The organism is Pantoea sp. BS_8 (assembly GCF_041954965.1).
GTDB lineage: Bacteria > Pseudomonadota > Gammaproteobacteria > Enterobacterales > Enterobacteriaceae > Pantoea > Pantoea stewartii.
In genome coordinates this window covers 109004-126527 of record NZ_JAVAXU010000008.1, presented here as the reverse complement: position 1 = coordinate 126527, position 17524 = coordinate 109004, and the positions used below count along the sequence as shown (strand labels likewise).

Genomic DNA, 17524 nt, shown 5'->3' with positions numbered 1-17524 from the left:
GGCGATTCATAAGAGCTTTATCGGCAACGCTAATACTTTATTGATAACTAAAATCGGTATTAGCTAAAAAACGGCTACTTCGCTGGCAACCTTTCTGATTGTTTTAAGTGGCGGGCTATCCCTTTCTCCTTAACCTCATGTTTAATAAGCATAGTTCATCTTACTGTCAATTATTGCCTTTCCTGCAATACAGTGTTGCCTCTGTGTGAGTATCCGATGACAGTCAGCTATGGTGTAATACAGAATGTGACAGAGATCATAAATTATAGCCTGTTCATCGCGATGCACGCGGAAGCAACCGCGTCGCAATAATCATATTTGGGAGAGTGTTATGCCTGTGGCATTACTGGCATTGGCGCTGAGTGCGTTCGCCATCGGAACCACTGAGTTCGTTATTATGGGATTACTGCCGGAAGTGGCAAACGATTTACAGGTGACCATTCCGTCAGCGGGCTGGCTCATCAGCGGCTATGCCTTGGGCGTGGCGATTGGCGCGCCGGTCATGGCACTGTTGACCGCGAAACTGCCACGCAAGAAAACGCTGATTCTGTTAATGGCCATCTTCATCATCGGTAACCTGTTGTGCGCGCTGGCGTACAGCTACAACCTTCTGATGCTGGCGCGGGTGATTACCGCCCTCTGTCACGGTGCGTTTTTTGGCATTGGCGCTGTGGTGGCTGCCAGTCTGGTGGCTGCCGATCGCCAGGCATCCGCCGTGGCGCTGATGTTTACCGGCCTGACGTTAGCCAACGTATTAGGCGTGCCATTGGGGACCTGGTTTGGTCAGCTGTTTGGCTGGCGTGCCACCTTCTGGGGCGTTGCGGTAATTGGTGTGCTGGCCTTTATTGCGTTGATCACCAGCCTGCCGGGAAATAAAAACGAGAAGCCCGTCAATCTGGCCAGCGAAATCAGCGCGCTGGCAAACGGTAAACTGTGGCTGTCGTTACTGATGACGGTCTGTTTTGCTGCCGCCATGTTTACGCTGTTCAGCTATATTGCGCCGTTGCTGTTGCAGGTCACCGGCATCAGCGATCATGGCGTGAGCTGGACTCTGTTCCTGATTGGGGCGGGGCTGACGGCAGGCAATATTTTGGGCGGCAAACTGGCCGACCGCAATGTGGCGCTCAGCCTGACAGGCAGTTTCCTGCTGATCGCGCTGTTCTCACTGCTGTTTAGCTGGACCAGCCATGCGCTGTGGCTGGCGGAAATCACCTTGTTCCTTTGGGCGATGGCTACCTTCGCTACGGTACCCGGCTTGCAGATAAATGTCGTGCGCCACGGTAAGGAGGCACCAAATCTGGTGTCGACCCTGAACATTTCGGCCTTTAATATCGGGAATGCACTGGGTGCCTGGGTAGGCGGAGCGGTTATTGCCCGGGGCTATGGGCTGACCAGCGTGCCGGTTGCCGCGGCTGCGCTGGCGGCGGTGGGGCTGATCGTCTGCGTGATCACCTTCCGTAAATCAGGCGGCGCGGCGGCCAGCGTACACGCCTAAACCAGTCTGGCCGCAATCAGCGCCGGAAAACGGGCAATCTGATGTTGAAGATGCGCCGCAAAGGCGTCAACCAGCGCTGAAGCCGGCCGGTGGCGCGGCCGGACCAGACTGACGGTAAAGGGCACCGCCACGCTAAACGGACGCATGACGATCCCGCTGTCAGCATAATCGAGTGCTGTCAGCGGATTAACGACAGAAATACCCACGCCAGCCTGCACCATCGCGCACACCGAGGCTGCGCTATGGGTTTCCATCACCATCCTGCGTGTCACGCCTTGCTCATGAAACAGTGCATCCAGTAACTGCCGATAGCTGTCCGTACGTGACAGGCTGACATAGTTCTCACCCGCAAAATCCTGCGGCGTAAGTAAGTTGCGCTGCGCCAGAGGATGCTGTTTCGGTAAGACACAGACTTCATCGCAGGTCAGTAAAGCCTGGCGATCGGTACCGGCAGGTGCGTGCAGCGTTTCTGTCAGGCCCAAATCATAGCGCTGCGCCGACAGCCACTCTTCCAGCAGCGGTGAATCCTGCGGAATGATGTTCAGGCTGACGTCGGGATAGCGTTGTAAAAACGTCTGACAAATGGGCGGCAGCAACGACTGTGAGAAGGCCGGCAGACAGGCAATCGACAGCTCGCCCTGACGAAACTGCCGCAAACCTTCTGCCGCATCCATAATGCGGTCCAGCCCATACCACGAGCGCTGCACCTCTTCAAACAGGCGTAATCCCTGCACCGTCGGTTGCAGGCGGCCACGCACGCGCTCAAACAGTTGCAGACTCAACTGCCGTTCAAGCCGCGCCAGTTCACGGCTGACCGTGGGCTGTGAGGTTTGCAGCAGCGTGGCGGCCTGGGTGAGGTTGCCGCTGGTCATCACGGCATGAAAGATCTCGATGTGGCGCCAGTTAATCGTGGCCATGGGATATCCCATATCATTTATGCATAGATGCTATTAAAACAGATATTTTTCGACATGGCACGAATCTGGCTTAATAGGAGGATTGCCACAGGAGACATGCCATGCCGCGTCCGTTAAACACCACAGAAACCGCCCTCAACGTTGATCATCTGCTGCCGCTTGCCCGCCAGTATTCTGGCCCGTTCTGGGCTTATGATGCGCAGGTGATTCAGCAGCGTATTGCACAGCTCCACGCTTTTGATGTGGTGCGCTTTGCTCAAAAAGCCTGTTCAAATACGCACATCCTGCGCCTCATGAAATCGGCCGGGGTTAAGGTGGATTCCGTTTCGCTGGGCGAAATTGAGCGCGCCCTCGTGGCTGGTTTTACGCCCGGCGGTGACGACATCGTGTTTACGGCTGACGTGCTGGATGAACCTACACTCGCCAGAGTTGCAGAACTAAAGGTGGCGGTGAATGCCGGTTCGGTCGATATGCTGCATCAGCTGGGTGCGGTTTCGCCAGGGCACGCGGTCTGGCTGCGTATCAATCCGGGATTTGGTCATGGCCACAGCCAGAAAACCAATACCGGCGGTGAAAACAGTAAACATGGCATCTGGCCGAGTGATTTGCCTGCTGCTCAGGCGGCGATTGAGCAATATGGATTGCGCCTGATCGGCATTCACATGCATATCGGCTCGGGTGTGGACTATGCGCACCTGCAGCAGGTCTGCGATGCCATGGTCGATCTGGTGGTGGCGTTCGGTCAGGATCTGGAGGCGATTTCTGCGGGCGGCGGTTTATCCATTCCCTATCACTATTGGGAGGAAGCGATTGATACCGATCACTATTTTGGCCTGTGGGACGCCGCGCGCCAGCGTATTGCCTCACATCTGGGCCACGCCGTGAAGCTGGAAATTGAACCGGGCCGTTTCCTGGTAGCGGAGTCAGGCGTGCTGGTGTCGCAGGTGCGGGCCGTTAAAGAGATGGGCAGCCGTCACTTTGTGCTGGTGGATGCCGGATTCAGCGATCTTATGCGCCCATCGATGTACGGCAGCTATCACCATATCTCCCTGATGGCTGGCGACAACCGACAGATTGATGAACAGGATACGCGTGAAAGCGTTGTCGCGGGGCCACTTTGCGAGTCCGGCGATGTGTTTACTCAGCTTGAAGGGGGCAAAGTGGAAACGCGGGCGATTCCCGACGCGAAAGTCGGCGACTATCTGGTGTTCCACGATACCGGGGCGTACGGTGCGTCCATGTCCTCTAACTACAACAGTCGACCGCTGATTCCGGAAATCCTGTTTGAAAACGGCACGCCACGCGAGATTCGTCGCGCGCAGCGTATCGAGGATCTGCTGGCTCTGGAACTGGGTTAATGCAGGCTGTCAGTCAGGACTGCCAGCCGCACTTGCGGCTGGCACATGGCATCAAGGTGCAGGGTAGGTATAACGGCGGTGAATCGCCTCAAGCTCTTCCAGAATCTCACTACTGAGCGTCAGGTTGGCGCTGTCGATATTGATCTTTAACTGATCCAGCGTGGTGGCGCCCAGCAGCGTGCTGGAAACAAACGGCTGCTGGCGAACAAACGCCAGGGCCATTTGCGAGGGATCGATCTGATGCTTGTTTGCCAGCGCCACATATTCTGCGACTGCCAGCTGAGACTGCTCGCCACTGTAGCGGGTAAACCGGCTAAACAAGGTATTACGTGCACCAGCAGGCTGTGCACCGTTCAGGTATTTCCCACTTAGCGTACCAAAAGCCAGGCACGAATAGGCCAGCAGTTCCACGCCTTCATGCTGGCTGATTTCCGCCAGGCCCACCTCAAAACTGCGGTTCAGCAGGCTGTAGGGATTCTGAATAGAAACAATGCGCGGTAACTCATGCTTTTCTGCCAGTTGCAGGTAACGCATCACGCCCCAGGGGGTTTCATTAGAGACGCCGATGTAGCGAATTTTACCGGCCCGCACCTGTTCTGCCAGCGCTTCCAGAGTTTCCAGCAGGGTCACCGGGACGCTGGAGGCGCTGTACTGATAGCCAAGTTTGCCAAAGAAGTTGGTCTGGCGCTGCGGCCAGTGCAGCTGGTACAGGTCGATATAATCGGTATTCAGGCGCTTCAGGCTGGCATCCAGCGCTTCGCGAATGTTCTTACGATCCAGCGCCATATTAGGGCGAATGGAGGCATCGTTGCCGCGGGTCGGCCCTGCGACTTTACTGGCGAGAATGATTTTATCGCGGCTACCGGTCTTTTTTAACCAACTGCCAATGTACTTTTCGGTCAGGCCCTGGGTTTCCGGGCGAGGCGGCACCGGATACATTTCGGCAGTATCGATCAGGTTGATGCCGGAACTGATCGCAAGATCCAGTTGCGCGTGGGCGTCGGCTTCGCTGTTTTGCTCACCAAACGTCATGGTGCCCAATCCAAGCTGACTCACTTCCAGCGTGCTATGGGGGATACGGTGATAATGCATTGCCGGCTTCCTTTTCTCTGAGGATGGATATTGTGTCTTAAGGGACTATAGCGCGAGGCGTAGCGGCTAAGAAAGGGAAACAACAAGGAGAAACAGCCTGCCGGGGAGGGAAAGGTCGACAGGCCTGCTCGTTTCGCATTTAACGCTCAATGATGGTTGATACTTCATCACTGTTAATCTGTACCGTATGGCCTGACTGATCGGTGTACTGTACCAGTCCGGTCTCCTTATCAATGCTCGGTTTGCCTTCCGTCATAATCATGCGACCGTCTTTTGTCGCCATCACATAATCAGAACTACAACCACCTAATGTCACTGCGGCAACGGCCACCAATATAATCTTACTCAGCCCTTTCATTGTGCTTATCCTCGCAACGCGTCCACTGTAAAAAAGTGTAGTAATAAATCCTTTTACCGATTGGGTTAATCGTATCAATCTGAAAATAGGTGGGCGGCAGGCCGCCGCCCTTGACAACGCTAGCTGACTTTTTTCTTACTGCGCATCAGGTTAAGGCACTCAACGGCCATCGAGAAGAACATGGCAAAATAAATGTAACCTTTTGGTACATGCACGCCGAAACTCTCCAGAATGAGGGTGAAACCCACCAAAATCAGGAAAGAAAGCGCCAGCATTTTGACCGACGGATGACGGTCAACAAATTCGCCAATACTGCGTGCCGCAAACATCATCATTAAGACGGCAATCACCACGGCGGCCATCATAATAAACAGATGGTCGGAAAGGCCGACGGCTGTAATAACCGAGTCGAGGCTGAAAATAATGTCGAGCAACATAATCTGCACAATCGCTCCCAGGAACGAATGCACATTGGATTTGTGTTCGGTTTCCTCACCTTCGATGGTTTCATGGATTTCCATGCTGGATTTCCAGAGCAGAAATAAGCCACCAAACAGCAGAATAAGATCGCGCGCGGAGAACGGATGATCCATCAGGGTAAACAGGGGATTGGTCAGTTTTGCTACCCAGGCAATCGAGGCCAGCAGTCCCAGCCGCATCAGCATCGCGCCCATCAGACCAATGCGCCGTGCGCGGGCCTGCTGATGTTTAGGCAGTTTTGCCACCACTAATGACAAAAAGATAATGTTATCAATGCCCAAAACCACTTCCAGAATGGTCAGGGTGCCCAACGCCAGCCAGGCGTTAGGATCGGAAATCCACTCGAACATACCTGCACTCGTATCCTAAACGAAAAGTAAACGAAGATTATACGCACCTAATCTGTCGAACTCACATTTAAATAGTGCATGGCCTGGGGAAAGGGGATTCAGAGAAGAAAATGGCGGGCAAGCAGCGGGGCGGTAAAGCTTTTCTTGAGATAAAACCCGCGCGGTAACGTCATAATGGGCTGTCCCTGTTCGCCGATCCCTTCGGTCAGGGCCCGGCTGTTAGCCGCTTTGGGACGAATTTGCAGCCAGGCACCATGACGGGCAGTAATACGTTCCACCTGACCCAGCACAATCATATCCATAAGTTCTTCCCAGTCCTGACGCAGCATGTCTTCTTCTTGTGCCGTCGGGCTCCACAGCAAGGGCGCGCCTACCCGGCGCTCGCCAGGGGGAATATCACGCTCACCCTCAACCGGCATCCACAGTACGCGAGCCAGCTTATGGCGAACATGACTGTTTTCCCACGTCACGCCGCTGTTACCGGTCAGCGGTGCAACGCAGACAAATGTGGTTTCCAGCGGTTTGCCTTCACGATCGACAGGGATAGTTTTCAACTCAATGCCCAGATGCGCAAAATCCTGCTCGGCTTTACTGCCTGCGCTGGCCCCCAAATGCCATTCCAGCAGCATGCCCACCCAGCCTTTATCGCGCTTCAGATTGGCTGGCGTTGGAATGCCGGCCTGTTCTGCCAGACAGTGTAAAGGTAAACCTGCCAGTGCCTGCGCCCGCGCGAACAGTACCGATTCGTTTTCAGGTGGCTCTGGAAGAGTGATCATATGCGTAACCCGGTATGGTTAAAAAATAAGCGCCCTGCGGCCTGTCAGGTTTTCCACAGGAATGAGCAGGGTAGGGCGCGCATAATAACATGAAACATAGTGCTTTTTTAAGAATGCACCGCCTCATGCTGTTAACGACGGGTCAGGTTATCCCAACTTGCTATCAACAATGAACAGGATCTTATGACCAGTTATCCACAGAAAGATGGGATAACCTGGCATCAGACGGGTTACTGGTTCGATTTACAGCCTTGACTTTGCTGTTTTTTAGCAAAAATTAGCCGGTTTGCTGCAAGCTTGAACCGATCTCTGTGGATAAAAAGCCGGGTGGTGGATCTTTAGCCAATTGTCAGCGGCAGGACATTATACAATGTCACTCAGACGAATTTATTCAAACCTCAGCAGAGAAATAGTCTTATATTTCAATGGCTATTTCGGAATCACAGTAAAGCGTATTCAGATTCCTCCCAACGGGTTATTCAGTTAACTCCCGTGTTCTACACAAAGCTATCCACAGAAAACGTGAATAAGATCGATGTTTTCTCGGTACTTTGTTTATAACTTTGCATTCTTCTGTGAGTTATCCCGAGATTACGGTCCCCATTGCCCGCGAATCCAGTGGTTTACCGCCTGTAAGGAGTGTGAAACAATCAGACCATTCAAATTTAGCTTTTGAGGTAGTCCAGTGATCGATGATGATGGCTACCGCCCGAATGTTGGTATCGTAATTTGTAACAGGCAGGGACAAGTGTTATGGGCCAGGCGCTTTGGACAGCACTCCTGGCAATTTCCTCAGGGAGGCATCAATCCCGGTGAAACCGCAGAACAGGCGATGTATCGCGAATTGTTCGAAGAAGTAGGGTTACACAGAAAGGATGTCCGAATACTTGCATCTACCCGTAACTGGTTGCGCTACAAATTGCCAAAACGTTTGGTGCGTTGGGACACAAAACCGGTTTGTATTGGTCAGAAACAAAAGTGGTTTCTTCTGCAGTTGATGTGCAGTGATGCAGATATTAATGTGCAACACAGTAGCACGCCGGAATTCGACGGCTGGCGCTGGGTGAGCTTTTGGTATCCGGTACGTCAGGTTGTCTCTTTTAAACGCGATGTGTACCGTCGGGTGATGAAGGAGTTTGCAGGCGTTGTCATGTCCATGCAGGAGAGTGCGGTGCAGCGAAATCATCCTGCCCATCGACGTAAAAGAGGATAGGCCACGCCCTTTATGCTCACTCAGTTGCGAGAAATTGTTGAAAAGGTGGCGAGTGCGCCCCGTCTGAACGAAGCACTCGACATCCTGGTTAATGAGATCTGTCTGGCGATGGAAACGGAAGTCTGTTCCGTTTATCTGGCCGATCACGATCATCGCTGTTATTACCTGATGGCGACGCGCGGTCTGAAAAAACCGCGTGGCCTGACGGTGAAACTGGCGTTTGATGAAGGGATTGTGGGCCTGGTCGGTCGCCTGGCCGAGCCTATCAACCTGGCTGATGCGCAGAGCCATCCGAGCTTTAAATACATCCCCTCCGTTAAGGAAGAACGCTATCGCTCTTTCCTTGGTGTGCCCATCATTAGTCGCCGCCAGCTTCTGGGTGTGCTGGTGGTGCAGCAGCGCGAGCATCGCCAGTTCGACGAAAGCGAAGAGTCTTTTCTGGTTACGCTCGCCACCCAGCTAGCGGCCCTGCTGTCACAATCGCAGCTGAGCCAGCTTTTTGGCCAGTATCGGCAGGCCCGTGTTCGCGCCATCGCGGCCGCGCCGGGTGTGGCGGTTGCGCCGGGCTGGGTGGATGAAACTCAACCCCTGCTCGATCAGGTCTCCGCGGCCTCCACGCTGGATCCACTGCGCGAACGTGAGCGCTTGTCACTGGCGATGAGCGAAGCCGCTAGTGAGTTTCGTCGCTTCAGTAAACGCTTTTCTGCCAGCGCGCAGAAAGAAAGCGCGGCAATCTTCGATCTCTACTCGCACCTGTTAACGGATGCCCGCCTGAAAAAAGATCTCTTCGATGAGATCGAACGCGGATCCGTGGCCGAGTGGGCAGTCAAAACCGTGATTGAAAAGTTTGCCGCGCAGTTTGCCAGCCTGACGGATAGCTATCTGAAAGAGCGCGCGGGCGATCTGCGGGTGCTTGGACAGCGGTTGCTGTTCCACCTTGATGATTCCCTGGTGGGCGTCAATGCCTGGCCCGAACGCTTTGTATTGGTAGCCGATGAGCTGACAGCGACAACGCTCGCCGAGATCCCGCATGATCGCCTGGCCGGTATTGTGGTGCGTGACGGCGCCGCGAATTCGCACGCCGCGATCCTGACCCGCGCCATGGGGATCCCCACGGTCATGGGCGCAGACATTCAGCCCGGCCAGCTCAATAAGCGCCTGCTGATTGTCGATGGCTATCGTGGTGAACTGCTGATCGACCCTGAACCGGTGATCGTGCAGGAGTACCAGCGGTTAATCAATGAAGAAAATGCCCTCAGCAAGATGGCTGAAGGCGGTGTAGACAGACCGGCAGAACTGAGAAGCGGTCAGCGCATACAGGTGATGCTTAATGCGGGACTGAGCCCGGAGCATGAGCAAACGCAGGGCAGTTGGGTTGACGGCATCGGTCTTTACCGTACGGAAATCCCGTTTATGCTGCAAAGCGGATTCCCGTCAGAAGAAGAGCAGGTGGCACAGTATCAGGGCATGTTACAGCTCTTTCACGACAAGCCCGTTACGCTGCGTACGCTGGATATCGGGGCCGATAAACAACTGCCTTACATGCCGATTAGCGAGGAGAACCCGTGTCTGGGCTGGCGCGGAATCCGATTGACGCTCGATCAACCGGAAATTTTTCTGGTGCAGGTGCGCGCGATGCTGCGTGCGAATGCCGCCTCCGGCAACCTGAGCATCTTACTGCCGATGATCAGCCACATTGATGAGATCGACGAGGCCAAACGGCTGATTCAGCGTGCCGGGGCAGAAGTGGAAGAGATGCTCGGCTATGCGATTCCGAAGCCGCGCATCGGCATCATGATTGAAGTGCCCTCGATGCTGTTTATGATCCCGCATCTGGCCTCGCGTGTTGATTTTATCTCGGTAGGCACCAACGATCTGACCCAGTATTTGCTGGCGGTCGATCGTAACAATACGCGCGTGGCGAATCTGTACGATTCCCTCCATCCGGCCATGTTGCGCGCACTGCAGGCCATTTCTGTTGAAGCCCATTTGGCGAATCTGGAATTGTGTTTGTGTGGTGAAATGGCGGGCGATCCGACCTGCGTGGCGCTGTTGGTGGGAATGGGATATCACCACCTCAGTATGAACGGGAAAAACGTCTCGCGTGTTAAATACCTGCTGCGTCATCTGGATTACGAAGAAACGCAGAAGCTCAGCACCCAGGCGCTTAAAGCCTCGTCAGCGACGGAGGTACGCCAGATGATGTCGGCGTTTATGGAACAGCGTGGTCTGGGCGGTCTGATCCGCGGCGGGCGTTAACCCAGGTTACATTTCTGCGACTACGCAAAAAACTGGCTGTGCTATGATGCACAGCCTTAATTTATGTGCATCACGTCCCCTTTCAGGGCAGAAAAAAAACGGTGAATGATGAATAACGGCTACATCGCATTTCCACAGTTTGATCCGGTGATTTTCTCAATCGGACCGCTTTCGCTTCACTGGTACGGGTTGATGTATCTGGTGGGATTTGTGTTCGCCATGTGGCTGGCGGTGCGCCGCGCGAACAAACCCGGCAGCGGCTGGAAAAAAGAGGAAGTCGAAAACCTGTTGTATGCCGGCTTCCTGGGGGTTTTCCTGGGCGGACGTATCGGTTACGTGCTGTTTTATAACCTGCCGCTGTTCCTGGAAAATCCGCTTTACCTGTTCAAAGTCTGGGATGGCGGCATGTCGTTCCACGGCGGTCTGATTGGCGTCATCCTGGTGATGCTGATTTTTGCGCGCCGTACCAAACGTCATTTCTTCCAGGTTGCTGATTTTATTGCCCCTCTGATTCCGTTCGGCCTCGGCGCCGGTCGTCTGGGCAACTTTATCAATGGTGAACTGTGGGGCCGCGTCGATCCCAATTTCCGTTTCGCCATGCTGTTCCCCGGCTCACGCAGCGAAGATATCGCGCTGGCGGCTAACAACCCACAATATCAGGCACTGCTGAACACCTATGGCGTCCTGCCGCGCCATCCTTCACAGCTCTATGAACTGTTCCTTGAAGGCATTGTGTTGTTCATTATCCTGAACCTGTTTATTCGCAAACCCCGCCCGATGGGCAGCGTGTCCGGCCTGTTCCTGATCGGCTACGGTTGCTTCCGCTTTATTGTTGAATTCTTCCGTCAGCCCGACGCGCAACTGGGTTTGCTCACCGGCGGCCTGAGCATGGGACAAATACTGTCTCTGCCGATGATCATCGCCGGTGTGATTATGATGATTTGGGCGTACCGTCGACGTCCGCAGCAACAACTTCACGAGGAAAAATGAAACAGTATCTGGACTTAATGCGCTACGTGCTGAACGAAGGCACACCAAAATCTGACCGTACCGGTACAGGCACGCTTTCAATTTTTGGTCACCAGATGCGTTTTAATCTGCAGGATGGCTTTCCCCTGGTCACGACTAAAAAGTGCCATGTTCGCTCCATCATTCATGAGCTGCTGTGGTTTCTGCAAGGGGACACCAACGTTGGTTACCTGAAAGAAAACAATGTCTCTATCTGGGATGAGTGGGCAGATGAGCAGGGCAATCTGGGACCGGTATACGGCAAACAGTGGCGTAGCTGGGGCACCGCCCGTGGCGAAGAGATTGATCAGATCACCAAAGTGATTGAACAGATCAAGCGCGATCCGGATTCCCGCCGCATCATTGTCTCGGCGTGGAACGTGGGCGAACTGGATGAAATGGCGCTGGCTCCGTGCCATGCCTTTTTCCAGTTCTACGTCGCGGATGGCAGGCTCTCCTGTCAGCTTTACCAGCGTTCCTGCGACATTTTCCTGGGGCTGCCGTTTAACATCGCCAGCTATGCGCTGCTGGTGCATATGGTCGCGCAACAGTGCGATCTGGAGGTCGGTGACTTTGTCTGGACCGGCGGCGATACGCACCTTTACAGCAACCACCTGGAGCAGGCGCGCCTGCAACTGACGCGCGAACCGCGTCCGTTACCGAAGCTGGTGATTAAACGCAAGCCTGCCTCGCTGTTTGACTATCGCTTCGATGATTTTGAGATTGAAGGTTACGATCCGCATCCCGCCATCAAAGCGCCGGTTGCGGTCTGAACACCCGCCGCCAGCATCCGCCCCGGTCTTGCCACAGCATGCCGGGGCGTTTTTTTTACAGCGATGTTGCGGCGCGGTGCACACTTGCACTGATCATGTCTTTATCCAGAGGAAAAATTCTGTAGCTTTGCTTCCAACCGGTGGCTTTCGGGCTTGCTGAAGCGCTCGCTGCTGCGGCACTCTGCCGCCATGAAAAGATCACAGTCAAAAGGGTTTACGCTGGCGGAGCTGCTGCTGGTGATGGTAATCGCTGGCATACTCAGCGCCTTTGCCACGCAAGGCTGGCAGCGCTGGCAGCAGCGTCAACAGCTTCGCGATACGGCGCTGCAACTGCAACACTTTCTGTTACGCGTCCGTGCTCAGGCCAATGCGCAAAACCGGGACCTGGTGCTGTGGCACCGCCCCACACAGCCCTGGTGTATCGGCGTGGCAGCACCGCCACAGAATGGCTGCAGTACGGCAAGCCGCCTGCACTTTATCGCGCCGTATGCGGACATCACCCTTCACGCCCTGCGTGGCGAGCCGGGTTTTTACGGACGCCGCAACGTGGCCAAAGCGGGCAGCATTGAGCTGCGCAATCGCGCCGGAAAAATACGGGTGATTATTTCTGCACGGGCGCGAATTCGTCTTTGCCGTATTGACGATGCGGACTGCGAATGAAAATGGCCGGGTTTAGTCTGCTGGAAATGCTCATCGCCATGGCGATCAGTGCGGTGCTGATGGTCAGTGCAGGACGCTTTATGCCGCGACTGTTGGCCGAAAACCTCAGGCTGCAACAACAGGTTCAACTGCGTCAGGAGTTACAGCAAATGCTGTCCACGCTGGAAAAAGCGATCCGGCGGGCGGGTTATTGCCACGGGGCGTGCGGAACGGGTGGCCTGATGACAGCCGAAGGCTGTGTGCTGATCCGGTTTGACGAGAACAGCAACGGTCAGTGGGAAGGGGTTACGCACAGTGAGAGCGATTACTACGGTTACCGGCTGCGACAACACCAACTGGAGATGCAGCGTGGTGTGGATAACTGCAACGGCAGTGGATGGGAACGGCTTTCCGATCCGGCTTTCCTTTCGATTGAGGCATTCGACGTGCGCCGTGAAGGCCGGCTGGTCACCGTTGTACTGCAGGGGCGAAGCGGGAACCGAACCGAAACGCTGGAAAGCCGGGTCGAAGGAATGAATCTGTGAACGCCGAGGGCAACAGTGCGCTGGGGATGGTACTCGTCATCCTGCTGACAGGCGGCATCACGCTTCAGGCCAGCCGCGAGATGCTGGCGCAGGGAATGTTTATCGTCGCCGATGAGCAACACGCTATTCAGGGGTTTTGGCAGGCCCAGTCGGCACTGCAATGGGGACTGACATTAACGTGGCCAGCGCAATCACCTGCCACCTGCCAGCGCGAGCCGCAGTATGGCTGGCAGGCGTGCCTGCATCGCGTGGACGATGAGAAAGGATTGCTTAAAGGTGAAACGCAAAAAGGTGATAAGGCGTTATGGCACTGGGTCAGGCTGGAGGGCAGCAAAATCAGTCCCTTGCCACAGGGCTGGATTGATTATTGCCCGCAATCCGCGCCGGAGCAGTGCCTGTGAGGCGGCAGGATTCAGCCTGCCGGAAGCCTTGTTTGCCCTGTTACTGATGGCCGTCAGCACCAGCGCCTTATTGCAGTATCACCGGGTGTTAACGCTCGGCTTTAGTCAGCAATGGCAGCAGCGTGAAGCCTGGCGTGTGGCGGAACAGCGGTTGTTGGGGCGTGAGGTGGCGGGCTGGCAAACGCGGTCAGATAAAAAAACGGGGCCGGGCGGCTGCACGCTAGAAACGGTTACGGTGAGCGGTCCGCATCAACGTCAGGCCAGCCTGACGCGATTACACTGCTGAGCGGATGAGAATGGGTTTTCACGGTAGGCTTCAAATGCGATACGCGGTAGAGTGAGTACCGTCTGCCATCGCCATGCCGTTTAGCGTTTCCACAGGAGTTTGCATGTTTCACGTTTATCACTCTAATCAGCTTGATCTGCTCAAAAGTCTGGCAGCGAGAGTGATTAAACTGGATCCGCTTGACGATCCCTTTGCGTCAGAAATGGTGCTGGTGCAAAGCCCGGGGATGGCGCAGTGGTTGCAGATGGAACTGGCGCGCACCTTTGGCATTGCGGCAAATATCGAATTCCCGCTCCCGGCCAGCTTTATCTGGGAAATGTTTGTGCGCGTCCTGCCAGACATTCCGCCGGAGAGCGCCTTCAGCAAAGCCAGCATGAGCTGGAAACTGATGCATCGTTTACCCACGTTGCTGCTGCAGGACGAGTTTGCCTCACTGCGCCATTATCTGAGTGACGACGGAGACAGGCGCAAACTTTTTCAGCTCAGTGCCCGCATTGCCGACCTGTTTGACCAGTATCTGGTTTACCGCGCGGACTGGCTTAACAGCTGGGAACGCGGTCAACAGATCGAGGGCCTGGGAGAGGCGCAGGTGTGGCAGGCCGCGTTGTGGCGTGATTTAGTCGACTATACCGACGCGCTGGGCCAGCCCAAATGGCATCGTGCCAACCTCTATGCGCGCTTTATTACCACGCTTGAGCAGGCACAAACCCGACCTGATAACCTGCCGCAGCGGGTGTTTATCTGTGGTATTTCAGCGCTGCCGCCGGTCTATTTACAGGCGTTGCAGGCGCTGGGGCGGCACGTTGATATCTATCTGCTGTTTACCAATCCCTGCCGTGATTACTGGGGCGATATTCAGGACTATGCGTTTCTGGCGAAGCTACAAAGCCGCCAGCGGCGGCGTCATGACCGGGAAGAATATCGCGGTTTATTCAGTGATGTGGCGCGCGCGCCAGCCCTGTTTAGTGAGCAAGGGGAACAACATCTGACTAACCCGCTGCTGGCCTCCTGGGGCAAGTTAGGCCGCGATAACCTCTTCCTGCTCAGCCAGATGGAGCTGAACAGCGAAATCGATGCGTTTGTTGACGTCGAAGAAGACAACCTGCTGCACTGCATGCAGCACGATCTTCTTAATCTGCAGGACAGGGCAATCATTGGCCTGACGGCGGATGAACTGGCTTACAGTGGGCAGAAACGGCGGCTGGACCCGCAGGATCGCTCTGTTGCCATCCAGGTTTGCCACAGTGCGCAGCGCGAAGTTGAAGTGCTACAGGATCATCTTCTGGCATTGATGGAAGCCGATCCTGAGCTGAAAGCGCGGGATATTATCGTCATGGTGGCCGATATTGACGCTTACGCGCCTTTTATTCAGGCCGTGTTTGCAAACGCCCCGGCAGAACGCTATCTGCCGTTTGCCATTTCTGACCGTCGTGCCAGTCAGGCGCATCCTGCTATCGTCGCGTTTCTGCAATTACTGTCACTGCCGGACAGCCGGTTTGTCTCTGAAGATGTGCTGGCGCTGCTGGATGTCCCGGCCTTAGCGAATCACTTCTCGATTGACGAAAGCGGCCTGCGTCTGTTGCGCCGCTGGGTCAGCGAATCAGGCGTGCGCTGGGGGCTGGATGATGCCAGTGTGGAAGCGCTGGCTCTGCCGGTCACCGGTCAGCATACCTGGCGCTTTGGTTTGCAACGTATGCTGCTGGGATATGCAATGGAAAGCCAGCATGGCGACTGGCAAGGTATTCTGCCTTATGACGAATCAAGTGGGCTGGTCGCCGAACTGGCGGGCCATCTGGCCGAACTGCTGTCCCGGCTTAATCACTGGCGACAGGTCTTATCGGAGCCGCGCCCGCTGGAGGCCTGGCTGCCGCTGTGTCGCGAACTGCTGAATGCCTTTTTTACACCGGATACCGAAACAGAAGCGGCATTGCTGCTGGTGGAAGAGCAGTGGAAGACGCTGATTGAGTACGGTATGGACGCGCGTTTCAATGAGGCGATTCCGGTCGTGCTCCTGCGCGACGATCTGCGTGGGCGGCTGGATCAGCAGCGGATCAGTCAACGCTTTCTGGCCGGGCAAATCAATTTTTGTACCCTGATGCCGATGCGCTCGATTCCCTTCAGCGTGGTGTGCTTACTGGGGATGAACGACGGCGTTTATCCGCGCACCTTAGCGCCGCTGGGGTTTGACCTGATGCAGCAGCAGTCGCGCAAAGGTGACCGTAGCCGTCGTGATGACGACCGCTATCTGTTTCTGGAAGCCCTGATTTCCGCTCAGCAACAGCTCTATATCAGCTATATTGGCCGCGCTATTCAGGACAATACCGAACGTTACCCTTCGGTGCTGGTCACCGAATTGCTGGAGTATATCGGGCAAAGTTTTTACCTGCCTGGCGACGAGGACAGGGAACTGGATGACAGCGCACAGCGGGTACGGGCACACCTGGAACATTTACACAGCCGGATGCCGTTTGCGCCGGAAAACTTCCAGCCTGCGTCAGCGGCACACAGCTTTGCTCGTGAATGGCTGCCTGCCGCGCAGGGCACCGGTCAGCCCCAGCCTGATTTTGTTCAGCCGCTGAGCACACCGCCTGTAGAGACATTAGCCTTCGAACAGTTTCTGCGCTTCTGGCGTCATCCGGTTCGGGCCTGGTTTCAGCAGCGCCTGGGGGTCAATTTCTGGCTTGAAGAAAATGAACTGCCCGACAGTGAACCCTTTGCTCTGGACAGCCTGGAGCGCTATCAGATCAATGCGCAGCTACTGAATGCGCTGGTAACAGGGGAGGACACCGATCGCCTTTATGCCCATCACCGCGCCGCTGGCAATTTACCTTATGGGGCGTTTGGCGAGCTGTTCTGGCAGGCTCAGCGCGAAGAGATGCAGGAGGTGGCCGCAGAGGTGATCACTCAGCGCAGTGAGGGTGAAAGTCGGGAGATCAATCTGGCACTGGCGGGCGTCACATTAACTGGCTGGTTAACCCAGGTGCAGAGCGATGGCCTGCTGCGTTGGCGACCGGGTGTGCTGAATATCAATGACGGTTTATTACTGTGGCTGGAACATTTAGTTTATTGTGCACTGGGTGGCGACGGTAAAAGTCGGATGTTTGGTCGACAGCACAGCTACTGGTGCTTTCCTGCCGTGCCGCCGGATGAGGCGACTGATGCGCTGGCGCGCTATATGCAAGGCTATCTGCAGGGCATGCGCGAGCCTTTGATGTTGCTGACCAAAAGCGGTGGTGCCTGGCTTAATGCGTGTTTTGACAAGAAAAATCATCAGTTTATGACAGATGAGGCGACACAGCTCAAAGCCCGTAACGCTCTGCTTGCCGCCTGGGTCGGCGGTTACCAACAGGAAGGTGAGGGAAGCGATCCCTACCTGCAACGGTTATGCAGGGCACTGGATGAACCCCGGATACAGCAGATAACCGACGCGGCTGAATGCTGGTATTTACCGGTACTCCAGGCGCATCAGGACGACCGGTAAGCGACCGCTGCCGGGTAATGAAAACATCAAAAAGTTTGTTGTACTTTCAGCCGTTAATGCGCTCGCAACGCGGCTTTTGGGTAACGTAAGAGG

Annotated in this window: 16 protein-coding genes; 11 read left to right on the top strand and 5 right to left on the bottom strand. The window is 55.2% G+C overall.

Annotation, left to right across the window (positions count from 1 at the left end; all coding sequences use genetic code 11):
• Window positions 1-331: 331 nt before the first annotated feature.
• Entirely contained in the window at window positions 332-1495 is a 1164-nt protein-coding gene (locus RAC65_RS15590) for an MFS transporter (RefSeq protein WP_375096862.1), read from the top strand.
• Here RAC65_RS15590 and RAC65_RS15585 read toward each other — a convergent pair.
• Window positions 1492-2412 carry a LysR family transcriptional regulator gene (locus tag RAC65_RS15585; protein WP_006120806.1) on the bottom strand — a complete coding sequence of 307 codons (921 nt, stop codon included), beginning with the start codon at window positions 2410-2412 and terminating at the stop codon, window positions 1492-1494. The two genes, RAC65_RS15590 and RAC65_RS15585, sit on opposite strands and share 4 nt — an antisense overlap.
• Before the next feature lie 101 nt (window positions 2413-2513).
• Between RAC65_RS15585 and lysA the strand changes: the two genes are divergently transcribed.
• Window positions 2514-3770: a diaminopimelate decarboxylase gene (gene lysA / locus RAC65_RS15580; protein ID WP_375096861.1), complete on the top strand. Its 1257-nt coding sequence runs from the start codon at window positions 2514-2516 to the stop codon at window positions 3768-3770.
• A 51-nt stretch (window positions 3771-3821) separates the two neighbouring features.
• Here the strand turns inward: lysA and RAC65_RS15575 are convergent, their stop codons facing one another.
• From RAC65_RS15575 to mutH, 4 genes are all read right to left on the bottom strand, one after another.
• On the bottom strand, window positions 3822-4862 hold the full coding sequence (locus RAC65_RS15575) for an NADP(H)-dependent aldo-keto reductase (protein WP_006120804.1): 1041 nt from the start codon (window positions 4860-4862) through the stop codon (window positions 3822-3824).
• A 139-nt stretch (window positions 4863-5001) separates the two neighbouring features.
• On the bottom strand, window positions 5002-5220 hold the full coding sequence (locus tag RAC65_RS15570; protein ID WP_058708963.1) for a YgdI/YgdR family lipoprotein: 219 nt from the start codon (window positions 5218-5220) through the stop codon (window positions 5002-5004).
• 119 nt (window positions 5221-5339) lie between these two features.
• Complete coding sequence (locus tag RAC65_RS15565) at window positions 5340-6050, bottom strand: TerC family protein (protein WP_006120802.1); 711 nt, start codon at window positions 6048-6050, stop codon at window positions 5340-5342.
• A gap of 98 nt (window positions 6051-6148) precedes the next feature.
• Window positions 6149-6826 (bottom strand): DNA mismatch repair endonuclease MutH, encoded by a 678-nt coding sequence (gene mutH / locus RAC65_RS15560; RefSeq protein WP_006120801.1) that lies wholly within the window; start codon window positions 6824-6826, stop codon window positions 6149-6151.
• A 685-nt stretch (window positions 6827-7511) separates the two neighbouring features.
• Here mutH and rppH point away from each other — a divergent pair.
• The 9 genes from rppH (at window position 7512) to recC (ending at window position 17431) form a co-directional block, all read left to right on the top strand.
• Entirely contained in the window at window positions 7512-8039 is a 528-nt protein-coding gene (rppH, locus tag RAC65_RS15555) for an RNA pyrophosphohydrolase (RefSeq protein ID WP_006120800.1), read from the top strand.
• A gap of 12 nt (window positions 8040-8051) precedes the next feature.
• Entirely contained in the window at window positions 8052-10298 is a 2247-nt protein-coding gene (gene ptsP / locus RAC65_RS15550; RefSeq protein ID WP_006120799.1) for a phosphoenolpyruvate--protein phosphotransferase, read from the top strand.
• 108 nt (window positions 10299-10406) lie between these two features.
• Window positions 10407-11288 carry a prolipoprotein diacylglyceryl transferase gene (lgt, locus tag RAC65_RS15545; protein WP_033739682.1) on the top strand — a complete coding sequence of 294 codons (882 nt, stop codon included), beginning with the start codon at window positions 10407-10409 and terminating at the stop codon, window positions 11286-11288.
• Complete coding sequence (gene thyA, locus RAC65_RS15540) at window positions 11285-12079, top strand: thymidylate synthase (protein WP_375096860.1); 795 nt, start codon at window positions 11285-11287, stop codon at window positions 12077-12079. The genes lgt and thyA overlap by 4 nt, the downstream gene beginning before the upstream one ends.
• 189 nt (window positions 12080-12268) lie before the next feature.
• On the top strand, window positions 12269-12739 hold the full coding sequence (locus RAC65_RS15535; RefSeq protein WP_033739681.1) for a prepilin peptidase-dependent protein: 471 nt from the start codon (window positions 12269-12271) through the stop codon (window positions 12737-12739).
• Window positions 12736-13263 carry a prepilin peptidase-dependent protein gene (locus RAC65_RS15530; RefSeq protein ID WP_174250598.1) on the top strand — a complete coding sequence of 176 codons (528 nt, stop codon included), beginning with the start codon at window positions 12736-12738 and terminating at the stop codon, window positions 13261-13263. The genes RAC65_RS15535 and RAC65_RS15530 overlap by 4 nt, the downstream gene beginning before the upstream one ends.
• The gene (locus RAC65_RS15525; RefSeq protein WP_164482536.1) at window positions 13260-13664 is read left to right on the top strand and encodes a DUF2509 family protein; all 405 of its coding nucleotides are present in this window, start codon (window positions 13260-13262) and stop codon (window positions 13662-13664) included. The genes RAC65_RS15530 and RAC65_RS15525 overlap by 4 nt, the downstream gene beginning before the upstream one ends.
• Complete coding sequence (locus RAC65_RS15520) at window positions 13624-13950, top strand: prepilin-type N-terminal cleavage/methylation domain-containing protein (protein WP_172913418.1); 327 nt, start codon at window positions 13624-13626, stop codon at window positions 13948-13950. Before RAC65_RS15525 ends, RAC65_RS15520 begins: the two co-directional genes overlap by 41 nt.
• A 103-nt stretch (window positions 13951-14053) precedes the next feature.
• Window positions 14054-17431, top strand: coding sequence for an exodeoxyribonuclease V subunit gamma (recC, locus tag RAC65_RS15515; protein WP_054687109.1), 3378 nt, complete (start codon window positions 14054-14056; stop codon window positions 17429-17431).
• The last annotated feature ends 93 nt before the right edge of the window (window positions 17432-17524 follow it).

Bases quoted from the DNA above. Each gene is read 5' to 3' on its own strand.
- RAC65_RS15535 (WP_033739681.1), top strand. From the start codon at position 12,269: ATGAAAAGATCACAGTCAAAAGGGTTTACGCTGGCGGAGCTGCTGCTG.
- ptsP (WP_006120799.1), top strand. From the start codon at position 8,052: ATGCTCACTCAGTTGCGAGAAATTGTTGAAAAGGTGGCGAGTGCGCCC.
- RAC65_RS15570 (WP_058708963.1), bottom strand. From the start codon at position 5,220: ATGAAAGGGCTGAGTAAGATTATATTGGTGGCCGTTGCCGCAGTGACA.
- mutH (WP_006120801.1), bottom strand. From the start codon at position 6,826: ATGATCACTCTTCCAGAGCCACCTGAAAACGAATCGGTACTGTTCGCG.
- recC (WP_054687109.1), top strand. From the start codon at position 14,054: ATGTTTCACGTTTATCACTCTAATCAGCTTGATCTGCTCAAAAGTCTG.
- lysA (WP_375096861.1), top strand. From the start codon at position 2,514: ATGCCGCGTCCGTTAAACACCACAGAAACCGCCCTCAACGTTGATCAT.
- RAC65_RS15530 (WP_174250598.1), top strand. From the start codon at position 12,736: ATGAAAATGGCCGGGTTTAGTCTGCTGGAAATGCTCATCGCCATGGCG.
- RAC65_RS15590 (WP_375096862.1), top strand. From the start codon at position 332: ATGCCTGTGGCATTACTGGCATTGGCGCTGAGTGCGTTCGCCATCGGA.
- RAC65_RS15575 (WP_006120804.1), bottom strand. From the start codon at position 4,862: ATGCATTATCACCGTATCCCCCATAGCACGCTGGAAGTGAGTCAGCTT.
- thyA (WP_375096860.1), top strand. From the start codon at position 11,285: ATGAAACAGTATCTGGACTTAATGCGCTACGTGCTGAACGAAGGCACA.
- RAC65_RS15565 (WP_006120802.1), bottom strand. From the start codon at position 6,050: ATGTTCGAGTGGATTTCCGATCCTAACGCCTGGCTGGCGTTGGGCACC.
- RAC65_RS15585 (WP_006120806.1), bottom strand. From the start codon at position 2,412: ATGGCCACGATTAACTGGCGCCACATCGAGATCTTTCATGCCGTGATG.
- lgt (WP_033739682.1), top strand. From the start codon at position 10,407: ATGAATAACGGCTACATCGCATTTCCACAGTTTGATCCGGTGATTTTC.